The sequence below is a fragment of the Actinoplanes sp. NPDC051405 genome (genome assembly GCF_055586185.1).
Genome location: NZ_JBVJIR010000016.1, coordinates 116,686 through 134,059, shown reverse-complemented (window position 1 = coordinate 134,059; position 17,374 = coordinate 116,686). Strand labels below are relative to the sequence as shown.

General features: G+C 68.3%; 17 protein-coding genes and 2 pseudogenes. 11 read left to right on the top strand and 8 right to left on the bottom strand.

Going from position 1 to position 17,374, the window contains the following annotated elements; genetic code table 11:
- Window positions 1–80 precede the first annotated feature (80 nt).
- Window positions 81–782: an NUDIX hydrolase gene (locus tag ACZ6S4_RS31065; protein WP_465478312.1), complete on the top strand. Its 702-nt coding sequence runs from the start codon at window positions 81–83 to the stop codon at window positions 780–782.
- On the opposite strand, the gene ACZ6S4_RS31060 is transcribed toward ACZ6S4_RS31065, so the two are convergent.
- The gene (locus ACZ6S4_RS31060) at window positions 754–2,346 is read right to left on the bottom strand and encodes a phospholipid carrier-dependent glycosyltransferase (RefSeq protein WP_465478311.1); all 1,593 of its coding nucleotides are present in this window, start codon (window positions 2,344–2,346) and stop codon (window positions 754–756) included. The genes ACZ6S4_RS31065 and ACZ6S4_RS31060 overlap by 29 nt on opposite strands.
- Before the next feature lie 257 nt (window positions 2,347–2,603).
- Between ACZ6S4_RS31060 and ACZ6S4_RS31055 the strand changes: the two genes are divergently transcribed.
- Window positions 2,604–3,350: an FkbM family methyltransferase gene (locus ACZ6S4_RS31055; protein WP_465478310.1), complete on the top strand. Its 747-nt coding sequence runs from the start codon at window positions 2,604–2,606 to the stop codon at window positions 3,348–3,350.
- 28 nt (window positions 3,351–3,378) lie between these two features.
- Here ACZ6S4_RS31055 and ACZ6S4_RS31050 read toward each other — a convergent pair whose 3' ends face one another.
- Both ACZ6S4_RS31050 and ACZ6S4_RS31045 read right to left on the bottom strand, forming a co-directional pair.
- A complete protein-coding gene (locus ACZ6S4_RS31050; RefSeq protein ID WP_465478309.1) occupies window positions 3,379–3,960 on the bottom strand; it encodes a dihydrofolate reductase family protein in 582 nt (193 codons plus the stop codon).
- Window positions 3,961–4,026: 66 nt separating this feature from the next.
- Window positions 4,027–4,866, bottom strand: a complete 840-nt coding sequence (locus ACZ6S4_RS31045; RefSeq protein WP_465478308.1) for a helix-turn-helix domain-containing protein — start codon at window positions 4,864–4,866, stop codon at window positions 4,027–4,029.
- A gap of 164 nt (window positions 4,867–5,030) precedes the next feature.
- Here ACZ6S4_RS31045 and ACZ6S4_RS31040 point away from each other — a divergent pair, with 164 nt between their 5' ends.
- Window positions 5,031–5,558 (top strand): hypothetical protein, encoded by a 528-nt coding sequence (locus ACZ6S4_RS31040; protein WP_465478307.1) that lies wholly within the window; start codon window positions 5,031–5,033, stop codon window positions 5,556–5,558.
- A 1,102-nt stretch (window positions 5,559–6,660) separates the two neighbouring features.
- A complete protein-coding gene (locus ACZ6S4_RS31035; protein WP_465478306.1) occupies window positions 6,661–6,924 on the top strand; it encodes a hypothetical protein in 264 nt (87 codons plus the stop codon).
- A 380-nt stretch (window positions 6,925–7,304) separates the two neighbouring features.
- Here the strand turns inward: ACZ6S4_RS31035 and fxsT are convergent, their stop codons facing one another.
- The 3 genes from fxsT to ACZ6S4_RS31020 all read right to left on the bottom strand — a co-directional run bounded on the left by fxsT (window position 7,305) and on the right by ACZ6S4_RS31020 (window position 10,904).
- Window positions 7,305–9,440: an FxSxx-COOH system tetratricopeptide repeat protein gene (gene fxsT, locus ACZ6S4_RS31030; RefSeq protein WP_465478305.1), complete on the bottom strand. Its 2,136-nt coding sequence runs from the start codon at window positions 9,438–9,440 to the stop codon at window positions 7,305–7,307.
- A gap of 50 nt (window positions 9,441–9,490) precedes the next feature.
- Entirely contained in the window at window positions 9,491–9,964 is a 474-nt protein-coding gene (locus ACZ6S4_RS31025) for a hypothetical protein (protein WP_465478304.1), read from the bottom strand.
- A 682-nt stretch (window positions 9,965–10,646) separates the two neighbouring features.
- Window positions 10,647–10,904 (bottom strand): hypothetical protein, encoded by a 258-nt coding sequence (locus ACZ6S4_RS31020; protein ID WP_465478303.1) that lies wholly within the window; start codon window positions 10,902–10,904, stop codon window positions 10,647–10,649.
- Between the two features lie 316 nt (window positions 10,905–11,220).
- On the opposite strand from ACZ6S4_RS31020, the pseudogene ACZ6S4_RS31015 reads away from it, so the two are divergent.
- The 6 genes and pseudogenes from ACZ6S4_RS31015 to ACZ6S4_RS30990 form a co-directional block, all read left to right on the top strand.
- Window positions 11,221–11,871, top strand: a pseudogene (locus tag ACZ6S4_RS31015) (replication initiator); the annotation flags it as partial.
- Window positions 11,846–12,314, top strand: a pseudogene (locus tag ACZ6S4_RS31010) (replication initiator). The pseudogenes ACZ6S4_RS31015 and ACZ6S4_RS31010, both read left to right, overlap by 26 nt.
- A gap of 337 nt (window positions 12,315–12,651) precedes the next feature.
- The gene (locus ACZ6S4_RS31005; protein ID WP_465478302.1) at window positions 12,652–12,933 is read left to right on the top strand and encodes a replication initiator; all 282 of its coding nucleotides are present in this window, start codon (window positions 12,652–12,654) and stop codon (window positions 12,931–12,933) included.
- Window positions 12,934–13,016: 83 nt separating this feature from the next.
- Entirely contained in the window at window positions 13,017–13,217 is a 201-nt protein-coding gene (locus ACZ6S4_RS31000; protein WP_465478301.1) for a helix-turn-helix domain-containing protein, read from the top strand.
- A gap of 2 nt (window positions 13,218–13,219) precedes the next feature.
- Window positions 13,220–13,756 carry a hypothetical protein gene (locus ACZ6S4_RS30995; RefSeq protein ID WP_465478439.1) on the top strand — a complete coding sequence of 179 codons (537 nt, stop codon included), beginning with the start codon at window positions 13,220–13,222 and terminating at the stop codon, window positions 13,754–13,756.
- A 38-nt stretch (window positions 13,757–13,794) separates the two neighbouring features.
- Complete coding sequence (locus tag ACZ6S4_RS30990; protein WP_465478300.1) at window positions 13,795–14,421, top strand: site-specific integrase; 627 nt, start codon at window positions 13,795–13,797, stop codon at window positions 14,419–14,421.
- Window positions 14,422–14,502: 81 nt separating this feature from the next.
- On the opposite strand, the gene glnA is transcribed toward ACZ6S4_RS30990, so the two are convergent.
- Window positions 14,503–15,927, bottom strand: coding sequence for a type I glutamate--ammonia ligase (gene glnA / locus ACZ6S4_RS30985; RefSeq protein ID WP_360548321.1), 1,425 nt, complete (start codon window positions 15,925–15,927; stop codon window positions 14,503–14,505).
- A gap of 233 nt (window positions 15,928–16,160) precedes the next feature.
- Here glnA and ACZ6S4_RS30980 point away from each other — a divergent pair, with 233 nt between their 5' ends.
- The gene (locus tag ACZ6S4_RS30980; RefSeq protein WP_465478299.1) at window positions 16,161–16,580 is read left to right on the top strand and encodes an RDD family protein; all 420 of its coding nucleotides are present in this window, start codon (window positions 16,161–16,163) and stop codon (window positions 16,578–16,580) included.
- Window positions 16,581–16,680: 100 nt separating this feature from the next.
- On the opposite strand, the gene ACZ6S4_RS30975 is transcribed toward ACZ6S4_RS30980, so the two are convergent.
- Window positions 16,681–17,355 carry a pentapeptide repeat-containing protein gene (locus tag ACZ6S4_RS30975; RefSeq protein WP_465478298.1) on the bottom strand — a complete coding sequence of 225 codons (675 nt, stop codon included), beginning with the start codon at window positions 17,353–17,355 and terminating at the stop codon, window positions 16,681–16,683.
- Window positions 17,356–17,374 lie beyond the last annotated feature (19 nt).

The window sequence follows — 17,374 nt, the reverse complement described above, 5'->3', positions numbered from 1 at the left end:
CCCGGCCGGTAGGGTGACGGAGAGGTCTACATTGATCACGGAGGGGCCCGGGCGGCATGGAAGATCAGACCAGGAAAGCTATGTACACCGATCTTCGCGAGGGCTTCCCGGAACTGTTCGTGAATCCGCCGGACGCCGGCTTCGAGATCCTGCTGGACGCGACCGAGGTCGCGGCGGCCGAGAACGCCCAGGCCGAAGAGCTGATCCGGTACGGGATGCCGGCCACGATGGCGGACACCGGCGTGGTGTACGCCGACCCGTACGTGATGATGCTGCGCGACGCGGTGCGGCGCCCGGGCGGCGACCTCGGCACGTACATCCGGTTGGTGCCGGCCGGCAACGCGGCCGGAGTGGTCATCCTGCCGGTCCACAACGGACGGGTGGTGCTCGTCCGCCATTTCCGGCACGCCACCCGGAACTGGCAGTGGGAGCTGCCGCGCGGTTTCGGGATGCCCGGCACCGACCCGGCCGACGACGCCCGGCGCGAGCTGCGCGACGAGATCGGCGTCGAGGCGGCCAAGCTGCACGAGCTCGGCACGATCTACCCGGACACCGGAATGACCGCCGCCGCCGTCCGGCTCTTCCTGGCCGAGGTGACCGACGAGCCGTGGGCCGCCGACCGCGAGGAAGGCATCACCGAGATCCGGGAGGTGTCCCCGGAGGAGCTGGCCGGCCTGATCCGCGACGAGTCGATCAAGGACGGTTTCACGATCACCGCGTACACCCGGGCCGTCCTGCGCGGCCACCTGGACTTCAGCGGGCCGGCGGCACCCGGTAGATGAAGATCGAGTGGCCGACCTGGTCGATGCGGACGCTGCGGGCGATCAGCTCGCGGATCTCGGGCTTCGGATTGCTGAGCTGGGTCACCGAGACCGCGAGCAGGCCGCTGACCTCGGACGGCGGCACCTTGAGCGGATCCCCGGCGTCGATGCCGTAGTAGCCGGCCATCGCCCGGTTGCGGTGCACCAGCCAGACCCGTTCACCCGGATACCGCTCCCGCAGGCGCAGGGCGAGCCGGTACAGGTCCTGGTACCAGTCCACGTTGGACGAACCCAGTCGCAGGTAAGTCTTCGCAGGACCGCCGAATGCCTCGTTCGAGTACGGCAGGTAGTAGGGGAAGGCGCGTACCGAACTGACGGCGACGAAGGCCCCGAGCAGGACCGCGGCCGTCTGCACCCACCGCCGGCGGACGGCGGTGACAGCAGCTGCCGCCACGGCCAGCAGCACCGGTACGAAGATCGCGTAGCGCACGCCCCAGTCCCGGGTGCCCTGCATGGCCGCCACCAGCAGCACTGCCGTCGGAAGCAGGACGTAGAGCGCCGCCGGCCGCAACCGGCGCACCGCGAGCATCACAACGGTGCCGGCCAGCCACAGGGCCAGCATGCCCAGCGGCGTCTTGATCAGCAGCGCGGCGGGCAGGTAGTACCAGCGATGCCGTGAATACGTGTCACCCAGCAGGAAGCCGCCCCACCTCTGGTCCTCCAGCCCGAGCTGGATGCGCAGCCCGTCGGCGTAGGCCCGCGGGAACGGCAGCCAGTCGACGAGGTGACCGACCGTCCCGTTGATCACCGGCAGACCGGGCGGCGCCGTCCAGTGCAGCCGCGGATCAACGATCAGGTACGTCAGCCATACCGTCGCGACGGCCAAGAGGCCGACGCCGACCATCGCGGCGACCGCGGCCAGTAGCCGGGGTGCGCGCCGCAGGCCCGGCTGCGCGTGCCACGCGGACACGGCGGCCAGCACCAACAGGACCGGCACCACGACGAGCGTGTTCATCTTCGTGGCCGGCGCCGCGCCCAGCGCCAGCCCGGCCGGGGCCAGATACGCCCACGGATGGCGCCTCATCCGCCAGACGAGCCAGGCGGCGGCCAGCACGAAACCGGCTGCGGGAAAGTCGACCCCGGCCAGCGAGCCGTACGTGATCACGTCCGGCGAGAACGCGTACAGCGCGAGCGCCAGCAGACCGCCGCCCGATCCGGTGATGTCGCGGGCGAACGCGAACACCATCAGCCCGAACAGCAGCGTCAGCACGATCATCGGCAGCCGGGCGTACCAGAGGATGCGCTGAGCCCCGTTGCCGTGCTCGTAGAGCACGTCCGTCCCGGCCTGATACTGATTTTTGTCCGGGCCCGCATCGATGCGGGCATCGGCGAAAGCGAGGCCGGTGGCCATCACCAGCTTGGCCAGCGGCGGATGTTCCGGGTTGTAGCGGATCTCGTGATGCCGCAGGTAGATGACCGCCGCGGCGATGTACACACCCTCGTCCGCGGTCTGCGACTGCTGTCGCGCCGCGGTGACCATCACAAAGGCCATCTGCGCCAGCAGCGCGGCGACTCCCAGGGCCACAAGCACTTTCCGGTACGAGCGACGGCCTGCCGGCGGCGTCGGCGGGCTCTCAGCCGGCTCAGCGAGGCGCCCGGCCGCTGCCACCCGCTCCCGGGTGCGCTGCCGGGGAATGCGCCACGCAGTCTGCTTCAACTGGGAAAGTCCCACCCGATGACCAGTAGTATTTTCATCGCTCCCGGTAAAGGATGCCGATGGACAAACCGACAGGCGTAAGCCCCGTGATGTCGGCGGGCTTCGCAAACAGACAGGGTAGTCGCATGGATCCAACGGCAGAGCCGATGATCACCGTCAAACGACACGGCATCACCAGCCGCTTCGACATGTCACCGTGGCCGCAGGATGCCCCGCCCACCCTTTACAAGCCGTTCTTCACCAACCAGTTCTACGAGCAGAAGTTCCTGGACTACATTCGCACCCTGAACAAGCGCGGTGTGTACGTGGACGCCGGCTCCTGCCTGGGCACCCACACGGTCTGGTTCGGGATGTACTGCCCGTCGACGCACGTGCACGCCTTCGACCCCCGCGAGCGCTGCGCCGGGTGGACCCAGATGAACGTCGACGTGAACGACCTCACCAGCAAGGTGACGGTGCACCACGTGGGCCTGGGCAGCGAGCCCGGCCAGGCCAAGTCGTTCCTGGACGGGGTCTGGGAGCACTTCGACGTCGTACCTTTGGACAAGGTCGTCCGCGGCAAGGTCGTCGTCCTGAAGATCGACGTGGAAGGCATGGAGGAGCAGGTGCTGAAAGGCGCCCGCCGCATCCTCCGCGGCCACCACCCGATCGTCTTCGCCGAAGCCTTCGGCGAGCCGGAACGCGCCACGATCGAGGCGGTGCTGAAGCCGTACGGCTACCGCCCGACCGGTCGGGTCTTCAACGCCACGCCGACGTATGAGTTCGTCTACGAGCGGTCCCGGCCGAAGGAGCTGCTGTACCGCTTGGGCCGCAAGCTCCCGAAGCCACTGCGTAAGCGGCTGGTCAAGCTGCGGGACAAGCTTCGCGGCTGAACAGGTACGCGGCTTTTGGCGGACCCGGTCAACGGCGCACTTGGTAGCGCAGGTGCAGCACCCGGTCGCCCTGGATCACCACGTCCGGGTCCGCCAGCAGGTGCTGCGCGTCGACCGACCCGAAGTAGCGCTTGCCGGACCCGAACACGACGGGCACGACGTCCATTCGCACCTCGTCGACCAGGCCCGCGGCCAGTGCCTGGCCACCGACGTCGCCGGCGGCGACCTCGACCAAGCGGTCACCGGCAAGCTCCTGCGCCTTGGCCACGGCGGCCTCGACGCCGTCGACGAAGTGGAACGGCGCCGCGGGGTCCCAGCCCTCGGGCGGCGGCCGGTGCGTCACGACAACCACGTGGTCGATCCCGCTCGGAGGCTTCCCGTCCCAGCCGTCGGTCATGTCGAAGACGTGGCGGCCGGCGATCGTCACCCCGATCTGGTCCCAGTACGCCCGGGTGTAGTCGTAGGAGGTCTGCGACACCTTCACGTAGCCGCTCTCGTCCAACGGGACGTCACCGCTGGTCAACCAGTCGAACAGCGGTCCGGGCTGGTCATGCTCGTCCGCGATGAAGCCGTCCACCGACACCGAGCTGTACATGACCACCTTGCCCACAGGGCTCTCCTCTGTTTGGGGTTGCCCCCAAATTAGCGGGTCACGGGCCGTCGCTCTTGTAAGAAATCAATCGGCCGGCAGCGGCCAGCCGTCCAGCACGTGGCCGGGATGCTCGCGCATGAACCGCCGCCGGACCTCGACATACCGGGTCGGCGTGAGCCCGGTGAACGCCCGGAACTCGTGGCCGAAGTGGGCCTGATCGAAGTAGCCGGCGCCACTGGCGAGGTCGGCCCAGTCGACCGGTTCGGCGGGATTGATCGAGAACACGGTGGCGGTGAAGCGGTGGCTGCGGGCCAGCCGCTTCGGCGTGACGCCGACGAGCTCCTTGAACCGCTGGGCCAGGTGGGTGCTGCTGACCCCGGCTTCCACTCCCAGATCGCCGACCGCCACCGCTCCGCGCGCCGCCGCGATGACGCTGATCGTGTGGCGGACCAGCCCCAGCCCGGCGGTCTCGTCCAGCCGTCGCATCAGCTCCTGCTCGAGCAGCGTCAGCATCTCGTGCGGTCCGTTCGCCGTAGCCAGCCGGTCGCGCAGCTCGGCAACGGCGGACCGACCCCAGACCTGCTCCAACGTCACCGGCCGGTCGCACAGCTCGACCGCGGGCATCGGCAGGAACGGCGCCGGCCCCCACGTCTTGAAGTGCACGCCGACGGACCGGGTCGGGGCAGGGTAGCCGAACTCCAACGCCCGGGTGGGCATGGTCACCACGCAGCCGTCGGCGTAATCGGCCGCCTCGAGGTCGGTGCCGGCGCGGATCCGGAACGGTGCCCCGAGGTTGACGATGAGGAACGCCGCCGGACTCGCGGGCAGCGTCAGCCGGGCGTACGGCGGCGAGCCCTCCAGGTAGTAGAGGTCGTCGACCAGCCCATCCAGCGGCGGCCGCGGCACTCGGGACACGTACTCCACGCCCACAGCATGGCATCCGCTACCGCCGCGCGAGCTGATCGCTCAGCCCTCCCGCGACACCTCAACCGTCGTGGCTCTTTCACGATCGCAGTGCACGATGTCGCGGCAGTCGTCCGCCACATGTTGTGCGTCGAGGTGAACCCGGCCCGCCCTAGGGTTCAGCCGTGGTCAAAGCGCTGGCTCCTCGCACCATCAGGATCGGCGTCGTGGGGGCGCTGATTGTTGGCCTGTCGTGCGGGTGCGCTGGTCTGCTCTCCGCGCTCCCCGGTTGCTCGGACCGCAATGAGCGGTTTGCCGCCACGCTCGCGGACCTACCGATCCTGACGAAGCACCCCGACGGCGCGACGCTGAACGGCAGGGAATCGGGCTGTGATGCCGACAGCGGGTTCGCCAGCGCAGGCCGTCAGTACCGGGCAGAGATCAGCCGCGAGGGCATCCTGTCCTTCTACCGCGCTGCCGCTGCCGCCGACGGATGGCAGGCAGTGGACAAGCCGACGCCGGCGCCCCCGAAGGGCCTGGTCATCGACGGCGACGTCGGGTGCTATCAGAAGGAGATCGACGGCACCACGGCCAGGCTCAACGTCTGGTTCCCGAGCGACTTCAACGCCCTCTACGGTCCCGAGCTCCAGGAGCCCGAAGACGCGTACGGCATCGTTGTTTACGGCTCACACGACGACGACGCCGAGTGCTGATCGGCGTACGCGAAGCGGCGGCCATGCTGGCTTTGAGCCGACATGACCGCCGCTTCTTCAGCGCTGCTACAACTAGACGTTGTAGTACATCTCGAATCAATCAGGGGTGTCGCTCGACCTGGACGAACGGCGTAGAGACAGCGTCTGACCTGCGTGAACGCTTTGCATCGACTCTCGTTGTTTTCTCGTGGTTCTTCAGCGGAGTTGTCGCCGTAATGGCGCTAATGATCTTGATCTTCGCGCGACGGGTTGACCCGGTTGCTGTAGTGGCATCCCGTCGCGCAAGCTTCGCTCGGCCGGGCCGCGCTCAGGTCGGGAAGGTGGAGCGCCCTACTGGACGAACGACCTTCCCGACCCGGGCGCGGTCTGGTTGCCTCCGGTGTGCGATGGGTCGCTGCGGCACAGCCGGGCATCCCAGAGCTGCCGGGGTCCAGGGGCCGGATAGCCCCGGCCGCCGGAGGCTATCTCCGGGTCGTAGGGCCGGAGGCCCTACCCGCTGGAGGCCAGATGTCCATGCCAACATTTGCGTTAACGAACTCGGTTGCTCGGACTGCGAGACTTCGTGTTGTGACACGGTCTTCCACCAAGCATGACGATGAACAGCTGGCGGGGCTGGTACTGCGCACAGTCCTCGGCGTTCAGGTCAGCAACCACGACGATGGTTCACGCGACTCGATGTACGACCTTGACCTGGTATACCCGGGTGGCCGGCGCGCGGTGGCTGAGGTGGTCTCCACACGTGATCGTGAGGAGCTCACGTTTCTCACACGGGTTAGTCGACTCGGGTATGTGCGAGAGCCGCGACTTACGAGGTTCTGGCTTATTCAAGTGGTTACCGGAGCCGATATCAGATTTGTCAGAGAGGCCGTCATCCCACTGCTGATGGAACTTGAGCAGCGAGGCGTCAGTCGCGTGCCGTTGGCTGGGCGGAGGATTTGCGGGAGCAGTTGGACGAGATCTCAGTTGAAGGCGGCTGGTCGCACGAGCCGACCAGCAAGCACCCACCCGGCTTCTACCTGTTGCCTACCGTAAAAGGCGCTTGGCAACGCACGGGCGAGACGATTCAACAGGCAGCAAACACGTTCTGGAGACAGTGCCTGACGTGGCGGCCAAGCTGCGGATGTCGGCGGCACCTGAGCGGCACGCCGTAGTGATCGTCACGACGGACCAGTTCGAGTTCTCGGTCGCTCTGGAGAACGGCAACGTACCGACGAGGCCCCCCAAGCTGCCTGATGGCGTCGACGGGCTCTGGTTGGTCACTTTGAAGGCGCCACCTCTGCACGTCGTCTACTGGGTGAACGACGGGCCTTGGGTCGGCATCACCCTGACCGCCGAGCAATTGGGAGTCCGCATAGTCGGTCGCTAGTCCGCTGCGTCCAAGCCCCCGGTACCCACCTTCGTGAGGTGCCGGGGGCTTCTGCGTGTGCGCTGGGCCCGCGGTGCCATCGCCGGTCCGCGCCGGGAGCGGAGCGGCAAGGCGCGGACGGCCTGGCGAAGTGGCCCGCGTGCGGCCCGGAGGGCCGCCTTGAAGACGTATGGAAAGTTCTCACCGTCGATCCCGGCGGGCGACTGTCCCCCGCCGGCTGACGTGCGACAAGCGTTCGCCAAGTGATCTGCAGTAACGGTCTGCGCAGGCACTCCGTAGGCGGTCTCTTAGCGGGCGTGGGGCTGGCCAACTGGTTTCTGCACAGGTCGTTGCAGACGCAGCATCTGGGGTGAATACTGCGTCGACGACCGGGCCGATACTTACGCCTGTCTGGTCCAGTAGGCCAGGTTGGCGCGGACGGCGATGGTGTCGGGGTGCTCCGGGCCGGAAACGCGCTCCCAAATGGGCAGCAGGGCGGCGTACTGATCGCGGGCGGCGCCCGCGTCCCCCGCCAGACCGGTCCAGTGGGCCAGGTGGGCGCGGGCAGAGAGGGTCTCAAGGTGCTCCGGGCCGGAAGCGCGCTCCTGGATGGCCAGCAGGACGGCGTACTGATCGCGGGCGGCGCCCGCGTCCCCCGCCAGACCGGTCCAGTCGGCCAGGTGGGCGCGGGCAGAGAGGGTCTCAAGGTGCTCCGGGCCGGAAGCGCGCTCCTGGATGGCCAGCAGTACGGCGTACTGATCGCGGGCGGCGCCCGCGTCCCCCGCCTCACCGGTCCAGTAGGCGACGTTGGCGCGGGCAGAGAGGGTCTCAGGGTGCTCCGGGCCGGAAGCGCGCTCCTGGATGGGCAGCAGGACGGCGTACTGATCGCGGGCGGCGCCCGCGTCCCCCGCCTCACCGGTCCAGTAGGCGACGTTGGCGCGGACGGCGAGGGTCTCGCGGTGCTCCGGGCCGGAAACGCGCTCCTGGATGGGCAGCAGGACGGCGTACTGATCACGGGCGGCACCCACGTCCCCCGCATGACCGGTCCAGTCGGCGAGGTAGGCGCGGGCAGAGAGGGTCTCAGGGTGCTCCGGGCCGGAAACGCGCTCCCAAATGGGCAGCAGGGCGGCGAACTGGTCGCGGGCGGCGCCCGCGTCCCCAGCTTCACCGGTCCAGCGGGCGAGGTGGGCGCGGACGGCAAGGGCCTCCGGGTGCTCCGGGCTACGCACCGCTGCGACGCTCCGGTGAATCTGTTGCCAGAGGTCCCGAGCACCTCGGTAGTCCCCGCTGTGGCCGAGATAGGAAGCCACTGGGCTCATGCCTGATGCGTCGATGGCGAGGGCGAGGGCGGTGGTGGTGTGCGGGAGCAGGTCAGCGAACACCGGCCATGTGGACGGGTTTTCAGGGTCCGAAGGAAGAGCGCACGCGATGATCGCGGCAGCGGCGGCCTGCCATGCGCTCCTCATGCCAGGCCGCAGGTTGTCTACCGTGACCGCTTGGACCAGGCGGTGCACCGATACTTTGCCGTGCACGAGCGGGCTGATCAGGGAGAAGCGGCGCAGCGCGGTGACCGCGTCGTCGACGGTGATCGGCTGGGACCACAACGGCGTCAACGCCGCGGCGACCTGGTCGTCGATTCGCGCCGCTAATGGGGTGGCGAGCAGCTGGGCGATCGGGATTGCTTCGGCGGCGTAGAAGGAGAGCAGCGTAAGCAACGCCGTGGCGGCCGGCTCCGTGCGCGCCAACTCGGCGAAGGCGACCGCCCAGGTCGTCGCGATCCGTTTGTCGTAGCCGCTCGGCTGCCCGCGGCTGAGCAGCTCGTGGCGGTGCGCGGTGAGCAGGTCCCGGTATTCTCGCAGGGAGCGGCCCGTGGTTTCCAGATAGGCACCGGCCTGGGCCAGTGCCAGCGGCAGCAACCCGAGGTCGTCGGCCAGCTCATGCGCAGCGGTGCGGTCGGTGTCGCGGGTGTGGGCGAGCAGAAAAGATACCGCCACGTCGGCATTAAGCACCGGGACCTCAACGTGCTGTCCGATCGGCCATGGCGCGTACTGGGTGGTGATCAGGACCCGGCCGTTACCGGCGGGTGGAATGACTCGGCGCACCGCGTCCGGCTCGGTGACGTTGTCCAGCACCAGCAGCCAGCGATCCGAGCGGGCGGCCAGGCCGGCATGCAGTCGCGCCACCGGATCACCATGGTCCAGCAGCTCTTGGAGCCCCAGCAGAGTGGCCAGCTCGGTCAGCTCCGCGGTCAGCGTGGTCGGCTGCTCGGCGCTGACCTGCCAGACCAGCGCGTACTCATGCTGGAACCGGTGTGCGTACTCCAACGCCACACTGGACTTGCCCACCCCACCCAAGCCACACAATGCCACCACGATCGGCGACTGCGCCTCGGCCGCGAACCGATCCTGCAGCTCGGTGAGTAACGCTTCTCGGCCGGCTAGCTGCACCGGCCGCGGCAGCAACCGCACCGGGCGCACCGGCAGCGCCGGACGGTCATAGTGCAGCTCATTGACGGCGACGCCCCCGCCGCTGGCCACCGCGGCACGCTGAGCGGTAACCCGCGGACCGCTGGGTACGCCGGACGAGGCTAGGCCTGATCCTGATCCGGCCGGGAAGGGTTTCCCGCGGTCGTCACCCCACCGTGGATCACACCCCCGGCCACCCCACCGGTGGACGCGGTGACCGACATGTTTCCACCTACCGCAACGCCGTGATCGCCAGCCGACGCCGCGGCGGGCACCCCCGCGGCGGCCAGCTCCTGCAGCAGCTTCCGCAGCCCAGCCTCCGACCTGGGATCCTCGTCCAGCAGATCCTCAAGACGGGTGGTCCACGCCTGCGCCTGGGCCTGTTGCGCCTGCTCCAACTGCATGCCGGAGACGCTGGTCAGCTGCGCCCTGCTGTCCTCCAACCGGCCTTCGATCACCGTTACCCGCTCCGGCTGTCCCCGGCCCAGCAGCCGCGCCATCCCTGCCTTCGCGTTTGACCAAGCATCAGTTGCCGCCGCCTGCACCACGGCGGTCCCGCCCGCCGCAGCCAGCGCGATCAACGCCTCCGTCAACATCCGCGCCCCTCTTCCACACATAGCAGTCGACCCGCCACATCCAGCTATACCCGACCTAAGCAAGGAACAAGTCCTCCATACGGCCGAATCTCCACAGACTGACCTCGTCGGCGCCGAGATCACGGTCGAGCGGCGCTCACAGCCAGCCAGTACGCAAGATCGAGGACACGCGAACGCGGATGGCTACCTCCGGCCCCTAGACCACCTGTCGCACGTCAGGTGACGGACCCGCGTCGCACATCGATTGGCAGGTCGCAACTCGCCTGTTCAGAAATCCTGTACGTCTTCAAGGCGGCCCGAAGCGGGCCGCTCACTCCGTCACCGGGGGCAGCGCACCGCCGCCCGCGGGGATGCGGGCGGCGGCACGCTAACCGCTCCCCGGCGACACTCGTGGAAAGCGGAGAGCGGTCGGGCCTGCCGAAGGACTGACGAAAGTCCGGATGTGAAGCCTGGCAAGGCGGCCGACCGGCACGGCCTGGGTGACGCAGCCGAGCTGCCCGCGCCTGGCCGTAGTGCGCAGGACGAGGCTTGGGAAGTGGTTGACGCTACTGCGCCTCCGGCGGGGGCACTCCGGCTCCGGGATGGCCGCGCATCCCGCCACCCTCGCCCCGGGCGGAGCCGAGCAGACCCCCGCTCCCACGACGGGCGGGTCGACGGTGACGGGATGGCTTACACGTCTGGATTACTTGATTTGGGCTGCGATCGCGCCGAGAACGCCGCCAGCCACTGCGCCGCCAGCCGTCGCAAGTGCAATAATCCTGTTATTGATCCGAAGTGATGTCTGTGAAATCGCCGCGCGTAGCCCACTCGCATCCAGCGACGTTATCATGTTTACTTCTTGAGGATACTCCCGCTTAAATAGCAAATCTTGACCGTCCTCCTGTGAATTCTGGTCGAAGATTAGACGAATGTTTGTCCAGGATCTCTTGTTTTCTTCCATTACAGCTAACATGAAGAGAATCGAAGCGATGTAACTCGAGGATTGCCGTCCCGCGTTGCGGCTCTTTATCGCGAAGGAGAGTCTTCTGTGCAGCGGAAGCGAGGCGGCGAGAGCGCGAGAGCGCGAGAGCGCGAGAGCGCGAGAGCGCGAGAGCGCGAGAGCGCGAGAGCGCGAGAATACTGTAGTCTCAAAAGATCGGCTGCGCTAGCCCGAGCCTTGTCCTCGGCTGCTAGCAGGACGCGGCCATGGCTCCGCATGCTCGAATAAGTTCGAGCCGTAAAAGCCACTGATCCTAACAATTGCGCTGCCAATCCTGATGCGGACGGAACAGAAGGCATGTGAACGGTTAAAGGCAAGCCGTCACTTTGTGAGAATATTGTTCTTCTTGCTCGTCGCCCAGGCCGCCCGACCGGACTACGAAGCCTGGCTCTCCCACGTCAAGAGCGCCTCAGCGTGCACCCGCCCGGTCCGGCTCGCCGGAACGATGGCCACCGTTGAAGCCGCGACCGGACGGATCCTGGCCGAGCGGTCGACCGCGGACATGCCCGACGGGGTCATCTACAAGCCCTGCGGCAACCGCCGCGAAGCGGTCTGCCCGGCCTGCTCCGAACGCTACAAGCGCGACGCGTACCAGATCCTGCGGGCCGGGCTCGTCGGCGGCAAAGGCGTCCCCGAGGACGTGGCCCGGCACCCGGCCGTGTTCCCGACCTTCACCGCACCCTCGTTCGGTGAGGTCCACACCCGCATCGTCAAGCGCCACACCTGCGCCCGGCGGATCGAGTGCGACTGCCGGCCCGAGCCCTGCCACGCCTGCCGCGACCTGACCCTGTGCCCGCACGGCGTACGGCTGGCCTGCTTCGCCCGGCACGGCCGCGACGACCGCAACCTCGGCACACCGCTGTGCCTGGACTGCTACGACCACGACGCGCAAGCGGTCTGGAATGTGGCCGCCGGGGAACTGTGGCGGCGCACCACCATCGCCATCGACCGGTACATGCACCGCCTCGCCGACGCCCGCGGCATCCCCGACGTACCCGTCGTCTACGAGTCCAAGGGCAAGCTACGCACCCCGCTGGGTGTCCCCGGTCCGGCCGCAATTCGGCAAGGCCACCGAGATGCAACGCCGCGCCGTGGTGCACCTGCACTGCATCATCCGCCTCGACGGCTTCGACCCGAACCGGCCCGACGCCATCGTGCCCGCCCCGCCCGGCCTTCACGCCGCCGACCTGGTCGCCGCCGTCGACCACCGTTGGATTCACCACCCGCCCCCACCCCGCCCACCCCGACGGCTGGCCGGTCGCCTGGGGCGAGCAGGTCCTGACGAAGGTCATCACCGAAGCGGCCGACGGCGACGTCACCCACACCCAGGTCGCCGCCTACCTGGCCAAGTACGCCACCAAGTCCACCTAGATCACCGGCCACACCTCCGCCCGGCTCACCGACGACACCATCGCCCTGTACGCCGACCCGGACGGCACCCACACCGAACGCCTCATCGAAGCCTGCTGGCGCCTCGGGAACTTCCGCGCCGAGCCCACCCCGCCTGTCCGGTGGACCGATCAGCCGCTGCGCACCCCACCCCCGACCGCCGAGTTCGGCTCGCCGTGGACGCGTCCGGACTGCCGTGCCGCGACTCGCTATCAGGCCTGCCCAACTTGCGCCGCCCGGTCGCTGGCCGTGGACAAGCCTCCACCGGTCCGGCCGCCGGGGCAGCGCAACCCGTACGGCCGGCTACGCCGCTGGGCACATGCTCGGCTTCGGCGGCCACTTCCTCACCAAGTCCCGCCGCTACTCCGTCACCTTCGCCGCCCTCCGCGAACAACGCGTGGTGTTCCGGCGGGCCCAGACCGGCGGCCCGGAACGGGCTGAGCCGGTCGGGGAGCCGACGACGTTGGTCGTCAACTTCCTGCAATTTGTCGGCGCCGGCTGGCAGACACCCGCCGACGCCATGCTCGCCAACACCTCCGCCGCCATGGCCCGAGAACACCAAGACGCCGTCAGGCAGTACCTGCACACCACGGCCGCGTGAACGGCCGTCATCCGTCAGGGCGAACCTGACGCCTCGCAGCGAGCTGAACTACGCGACTCGGAACTCGGACAGGAGCAAGACCAATGGCGACAGTGCCCGTGGCGGCTACGGCTGCAAACAGGCTGTGGACGATCGAAGACGTCTCGGTCTTTTTGCAGGTACCGGTCGCAACGATCTATCAGTGGCGGTATCACCGTGCAGGCCCTCCGGCTTTCAAGGTCGGACGGCACCTGCGCTTCGACCCGGCCGCCGTTCGCACATGGCTCACCAGTCTGGAGGTGTAGTGGTGGCCGTTGATGACGTCTGGTACCTGAAGAGCCGGGGAAGCGACGGCGCCCGACTCCCGTCCCGGGCTCACGGCCGGGGCAAGCGGTGGCGGGTCCGGTGGGTTGACGATCAAGGTCAGAAGCGGACGCGCTTCTTCGAGCGGCGTACCGACGCGGAACGGTTCGACGCCAATGTCCGGGCGGACTTGAGCCGCGGCCAGTACATCGACGATCGGAGTGGGCTCATCACCGTGGCCGAGCTCGCCGAGCGGTGGCGCGCGGATCAACTGCACATCGCGAGTACGGCGATCCACGTCGAGCATGCGGTCCGTCTGCACATCGTTCCGGCGTTGGGTCACCTTTCCGTGGGCCGGGTCCGGCCGAGCAACGTTCAGGGCTGGGTCAAGGACCGGTCGGCCGTCCTCGCTCCAACGACCTTGCGGGTTGTCTACGGCTACCTGAACGCGATCTTCGCGTCGGCCGTGCGAGACCGGCTCATTGCCAGCTCGCCGTGCCTCGCCATCAGGTTGCCCGGCATTGACCGCGACAAGCGGTGATCCCGTCACCGGACCAGGTGCACCGCCTCGCGTCTCTGATGCCTGAGCGTCTGTCGGCGGCCGTCTACGTGGCGGCTGGGTGTGGTCTGCGGCTGGTTGAAGTGCTCGGGCTGGAGGTGGAGGACGTCGACTTCGACCGGGCCGAGCTGTCGGTGCGGCAGCAGCTCAAGTCGCACAAGGGTCGCCCGCCCTACCTTGGCCGGCCGAAGACGAAGACAAGCACTCGTGTCGTCGAGCTGCCTGAGGTGGTGGCAGATGCGCTGCGCCTGCATCTCGCGGCCGCGCCGGCACCGGTCGAGGTGGACGACGACACGAATCCTCGGAAGCCGACCCGGCGACCGGCCGCGCTGGTGTTCCGCAGCGCTGATGGGGGTCCGGTGTTCGCCTCGACTTTCTCGCGCACCTGGGTGCCGGTGCGAAGCCGGGTGGGCCTCCCGCCGCGCTGGGGGTTTCACGGCCTGCGGCACTACTACGCGACGCTGCTGATCCATGCCGGAGCGAGCGTCAAGGCCGTGCAGCTGGCGCTGGGTCACTCCACGCCCACGATCACGCTCAACGAGTACGTGCACGAGTGGCCGGACGTGCTGGACCGTACCCGTGCGCTGGTCGACGGTGCTCTAGGGAAGCCGGAAGCGGCGGCCACGTCGGCTGGGAGCCGGGCGTGACCGCCGCTTCGCGAATCGTCGCCAGGTTGTCGCCGCGCCTCCGGCCGGAGCCGGAACCGCAGGTCAACGAGCTAGAACAGGTCAGACGTTGTAGTACATCTCGAACTCGTGCGGGGTCGGGCGCAGACGGACCGGGTCGATCTCGTTCACGCGCTTGTAGTCGATCCACGTCGAGATCAGGTCGTCGGTGAAGACGCCGCCCGCCGTCAGGAACTCGTGGTCGTTCTCCAGGGACTGCAGGACCGCGTCCAGGGAGCCGGGGACCTGCTTGACGCTGCCCCACTCCTCCGGGGGCAGGTCGTACAGGTCCTTGTCGATCGGGGCCGGGGGCTCGATCTTGTTCTTGATGCCGTCGAGGCCGGCCATCATCTGGGCCGAGAAGCTCAGGTACGGGTTGCTCGACGGGTCCGGCACGCGGAACTCGACGCGCTTGGCCTTCGGGTTGCTGCCCGTCACCGGGATGCGGGTGCAGGCCGAGCGGTTGCGCTGCGAGTAGACCAGGTTGACCGGCGCCTCGTAGCCCGGCACCAGGCGGCGGTACGAGTTGACCGTCGGGTTGGTGAACGCGAGCAGCGACGGCGCGTGGTGCAGCAGGCCGCCGATGTACCAGCGGGCGGTGTCCGACAGGCCCGCGTAGCCGGTCTCGTCGTAGAACAGCGGCTCGCCGCCCAGCCACAGGGACTGGTGGGTGTGCATGCCCGAGCCGTTGTCGCCGAAGAGCGGCTTCGGCATGAACGTCGCCGTCTTGCCGTGCTCCCAGGCGGTGTTCTTGATGATGTACTTGAACATCTGCATCTGGTCGCCGGCGTGCAGCAGCGTCGAGAACTTGTAGTTGATCTCGGCCTGGCCCGCGGTGCCGACCTCGTGGTGCGAACGCTCCACGGTGAAGCCGACGTCGATCAGGCGGCGCACCATGGCGTCGCGCAGGTCGGAGTAGTGGTCGATCGGCGAGACCGGGAAGTAGCCGCCCTTGTACGCGGTCTTGTAACCGCGGTTGCCGCCCTCCTCGTCCTTGCCGGAGTTCCAGGCGCCCTCGATCGAGTCGATGTAGTAGAACGCCTGGTTGGCGGCGGTCTCGTGACGGATCGAGTCGAAGATGTAGAACTCGGCCTCGGCGCCGAAGTACGCGGTGTCGGCGATGCCGCTGGAGGCCAGGTAGGTCTCGGCCTTCTTCGCCACGTTGCGCGGGTCGCGCGAGTAGGCCTCCCGCGTGAACGGGTCGTGGATGAAGAAGTTCAGGGCCAGCGTCTTCTGGATGCGGAACGGGTCGACGAACGCCGTCGTCACGTCCGGCAGCAGCATCATGTCGGACTCGTGGATGGCCTGGAACCCGCGGATCGAGGATCCGTCGAAGGCGAGGCCGTCGGTCACGACACTGTCGTCGAACGATTCCACCGGCATGTTGAAGTGCTGCATCACGCCGGGAAGGTCACAGAACCGTACGTCGACGAACTTGACGTCCTCGTCTTTGAGGTATCGCAGGAGTTCCTCGGGATTGGCGAACACACGTCCTCCTGGCACATGATTTTCGAACCGGGGCGGCGTGAGCCGCCACGAGGCTAGGCTGTCGCGACGCTATGGCCCCGTAGTTGCCCAGGCGTATCCCTATTGTTTCCGCCGTGTTACGGAGCGCCGAAAGCGGCCGCGATCACGTCGGATCATCGACGACCCTACCGCCGGGGGCGCGCCGCCGGGGGCGGAAATGCCGCAACGGTACGCCCGCGGCTACGCTCGTCCCCGTGGCGACAAGCGCGAACGGATCACCCACCCCGCCCGAGAAGGCGACAGCTCTCGACCTGTCGACGTTGCCGCCCGCCGAGTTCGGCCGCCGCCTCGCCGCGCTGCTCATCGACTGGGCGTTGTGCCTGATCATCGCCAGTTTCTACGCCGATCCACGGGTCGTGGCCTGGCCGCCCGTGGTGGTACTGATCCTGTTCAACGCGCTGTTCATCGGCCTGTTCGGACAGACCCTGGGGATGTCGCTGGCCCGGATCCGCGCGGTGTCCGCGGCCGACGGCGGCGCCATCGGCATCCCGCGCGGCCTGCTCCGCGGCGTCCTGCTGGCCCTGCTGATCCCCGCGATCATCATGGACGCCCAGCGCCGTGGCCTGCACGACCGCGCCGCCGGCTCCATCGTCGTAGCCCTACCCAAGAGGTAGCGGAACCGCCCAAGGCCGCGGAGCGGCCCAACGCCGCGGAGACCGGTCAAGGCCCGGAGACCGGTCAAGGCCCGGAGACCGGTCAAGGCCCGGAGACGGGTCAGTCCGAAGGGTCGACCTTGATGCCGAGGCCACCGGCCAGGGTGTAGCTCAGCGCCGGCAGGTCGTCCGGATGCACGATCGCGCCGCGCCAGCTCGCGATCCCGGCGATGCCGTCCAGCTCGCACCGCCGGAACCGGGCGCCGTCCATGGTGGCGTGGTGGAACTGGGCGCCGCTCAGATCACACCCCGTGAACCGGGCACCCCGCAGGTCGGCGTTGGTGAAGTCGGCCCCGGACAGGTTGCAGCCGGTGAAGCGCACGCTGTCGAAGCCGGTGAAGCGCCAGCCCGACAGATCCAGCCGGCACTGGTCGAAGGTCACGTCGCCGAGCTTGCCGTTCGTCACGGAGAAGCCGGTCATCCGCGACTCGTCGAAGGTCACCCGGCGCACCGCCCCGCCGTCGGCGCGCACGTTGGCCCAGTTCGCGACCTGCACCACGCAGTCGGTCATGGTGAGGTGGGCCAGCACCGAGGAGGACAGGTCCGTCCCGCGGAACCGGCACTGGGCGAACTCCACCGACTCCGCCTCCCGCCCGGACAGGTCGTGACCGTCGAACGCGACGGTGCGGAAAGTGGTCTCCGGCTCGAGGTCCTCCCGGGGCGCTTCGAGGGCGGCGGGCAGGGCCGGCTTGCGGGGTGCGCTCTGACGGATCGGGCTGCGGCGGGCGACTGGCATCCGGCAACCCTAGGCTTGC